Here is a 2,890-nt window from a genome sequence, read left to right on the forward strand (position 1 = left end):
ACGAAGGGGGGACAGGGGGGATTTGCTTTGGCAGTTCGGCAGCGGCATCGACTGTGGCACTATCGCTAAATCCCCCCCAGCCCCCCTTTGTCAAGGGGGGAGCTCGTAAGGCAGCGAATACCTTGCGACACCACCGCCCAAACGTCCCCCCCCTTTAGCGAAGGGGGGAGCTGGCAAGCTTTAAAGGAGCCTCAATTGGACAACGACATCATTCTTCTCGGTCACGGCAGCGGCGGGAAACTTTCGCACCAGCTGCTTGACGAAGTGATCCTCCCGCACCTCTCCCCCACGCCGTCGGCAGGGCAGAACGACGCTGCCCTGCTCAACGTCGGCGGCGCCCGGCTTGCGTTCACCACGGACAGCTATGTGGTCGATCCCATTTTCTTCCCGGGAGGGAACATCGGGGACCTGGCGGTAAACGGAACGGTGAACGACCTCGCCATGATGGGTGCTCGGCCCCTATTCATCAGCGTGGCGCTGATCCTCGAGGAGGGCTTCGGCAAGGGGGACCTGTCCCGGATACTTGCCTCCATGCGGCTGGCTGCTGATCTTGCAGGCGTTTCCCTGGTCACAGGCGACACCAAGGTCGTTCCGAGGGGCAAGGCCGATGGCATCTTCATCAACACCTCCGGCATCGGCGTCATCGAACATGAATTGACCATAGAGGGGAACCGCGCCCGCCCCGGGGACAAGATCATCGTCAGCGGGAACATCGGTGATCACGGGGTCGCGGTCCTTTGCCGGCGGGAGGGGCTGGAAATCGAGACCGAGATTGCGACCGATTCGGCTCCGCTCAACGGATTGGTCCGGGAACTCCTGGACCTGGGAGAGGCCCTGCACGTGCTGCGGGATCCCACCAGGGGAGGGGTTGCCACCACCCTGAAAGAGATCGCCCTGCAGTCGGACGTCACCGTCACCCTCAACGAAGAAGCCCTTCCGGTCACTGCGGCTGTCAACGGCGTATGCTCGATTCTCGGGCTGGACCCGCTGTACATAGCCAATGAGGGGAAGCTGCTGGCTTTTGTCGCACCGGAGAAGGCGGAAGAGGCGCTGCGCCTGATGCGTGACCACTGTTTCGGCAGAGATGCGGCCATCATCGGAGAAGTGACCGCGGGAGGCGGCGGAAGAGTGCAGATGGTGACCGTGGTGGGAGGGCTCCGGGGGGTCGATATGCTCTCCGGAGAGCAACTTCCCCGGATTTGCTAATGTAAAACGTCTGAGAGTGTGCTATGGTCTGCAGCTTCTTGGTAGCCACTACCCCTTCAACCACGGAGGCCGAGTGAAAAAGGCGCTGCTTCTCATCGATATCCAGAATGACTATTTTCCTGGCGGCGCCATGGAAGTGGAGGGAAGCGCCGATGCAACGGTGCAGGCGGCAAGGCTTCTCCGGAAATTCAGAGAAAAGTCACTGCCGGTCATCCACATCCAGCACTTTTCCATCCGTCCCGGTGCCACCTTCCTGTTGCCCGACACCAGGGGCTCGGAAATACATCCGGCTGTGGCGCCGGTTGCGGGTGAAGCGCTCTTTGAGAAAAACTATCCCAACAGCTTCCGCGACACAGCGCTCCTTGATTACCTGAAGAAGGAGGAGATCGAGCAACTGGTAATCGCAGGGATGATGACGCACATGTGCGTCGACACCACGACCAGGGCGGCTGCCGATCTCGGCTTCCAGTCTCTTCTTGCTCACGACGCCTGTGCTGCCAGATCTCTTTCTTTCGGTGGCGCTACTGTGTCTGCGCGGGAAGTTCATCTCTCCTTCGTGGCGGCTCTCAACGGACTATTTGCCAAGGCTTTGTCTGTGGAGGAAATCTCCCTGATCCTGGATCTGTGATCGGGGCGGGGGTGGCGCTCGTAGAATGGTCAGGAAAACTCGCTTGTTATCTTGCACAGTAGATTGCGGTGGCTATACTATGTCTTTGTGCTTTTTCTCTGGTGCAGAGAGTGCTTGCGGCTCTTCACGGTTCGCCGGTAATTAAAAAAATCACCACCTGCAAAAAAAGAGGTTGACACAAAACCGGTTTTGCTTTAGAAAAGGGACTTCGTTTTGCCAAGCAGTCTTCGGCGCGAAACGGGGGCGGATGATGATAGGCTGGCGTAGCTCAATTGGTAGAGCAGCTGACTTGTAATCAGCAGGTTGCGGGTTCGAGTCCCATCGTCAGCTCCACTGAAGCAAGCACATCGTCTGGAGGGATTCCCGAGCGGCCAAAGGGAACAGACTGTAAATCTGTCGTCATCGACTTCGGAGGTTCGAATCCTCCTCCCTCCACCATACAAACTTCAGATGAGACGGGCGCCGGCCCGATTCCAGGAGACCGTAGGTCGTTGGTACTGGGAAGGCGGCGGTCGATCGAATCAAAAAACTTCGCCGTTCGATGTGATTGGCGGGAATAGCTCAGTTGGCTAGAGCGTCAGCCTTCCAAGCTGAGGGTCGCGGGTTCGAGTCCCGTTTCCCGCTCCAAAATCATGTGCCCACATAGCTCAGTAGGCAGAGCACTTCCTTGGTAAGGAAGAGGTCACCGGTTCGAATCCGGTTGTGGGCTCCACTCTCCAGCAAAAGCATCTTACATACATTTTGTTTAGAAACCCCAGGGAGGATTCCTCATGGCAAAAGCTAAATTCGAAAGAACTAAACCGCACGTAAATATAGGCACCATCGGCCACGTCGACCACGGCAAGACCACCCTGACCGCTGCCATCACCAAGGTCCTCGCCGGCAAGGGCCAGGCCGAGTTCAAGGCTTTCGACCAGATCGACAACGCCCCGGAAGAGCGTGAGCGTGGTATCACCATCGCCACCGCCCACGTCGAGTACGAGACCGACAAGCGTCACTACGCGCACGTCGACTGCCCGGGCCACGCCGACTACGTAAAGAACATGATCACCGGTG

General features: G+C 58.3%; 3 protein-coding genes and 4 tRNA genes. All 7 read left to right on the plus strand.

Annotated elements, in window-relative coordinates; all coding sequences use genetic code 11:
- The first annotated feature begins 195 nt into the window (after positions 1–195).
- Positions 196–1,206 (plus strand): hydrogenase expression/formation protein HypE, encoded by a 1,011-nt coding sequence (gene hypE / locus AC11W3_RS22180; protein ID WP_484091708.1) that lies wholly within the window; start codon positions 196–198, stop codon positions 1,204–1,206.
- 73 nt (positions 1,207–1,279) lie between these two features.
- A complete protein-coding gene (locus AC11W3_RS22185; protein ID WP_484093862.1) occupies positions 1,280–1,834 on the plus strand; it encodes a cysteine hydrolase family protein in 555 nt (184 codons plus the stop codon).
- 257 nt (positions 1,835–2,091) lie between these two features.
- Positions 2,092–2,167 (plus strand) — tRNA-Thr (locus tag AC11W3_RS22190).
- Between the two features lie 20 nt (positions 2,168–2,187).
- Positions 2,188–2,272: transfer RNA gene (locus tag AC11W3_RS22195), tRNA-Tyr, on the plus strand.
- Between the two features lie 112 nt (positions 2,273–2,384).
- Positions 2,385–2,461, plus strand: a tRNA-Gly gene (locus tag AC11W3_RS22200).
- Between the two features lie 9 nt (positions 2,462–2,470).
- A tRNA-Thr gene (locus tag AC11W3_RS22205) sits at positions 2,471–2,546 on the plus strand.
- Between the two features lie 58 nt (positions 2,547–2,604).
- The coding region (locus AC11W3_RS22210; RefSeq protein ID WP_484092410.1) for a GTP-binding protein at positions 2,605–2,890 on the plus strand (286 nt) is incomplete at its 3' end.

Source organism: Geomonas sp., from assembly GCF_056994735.1.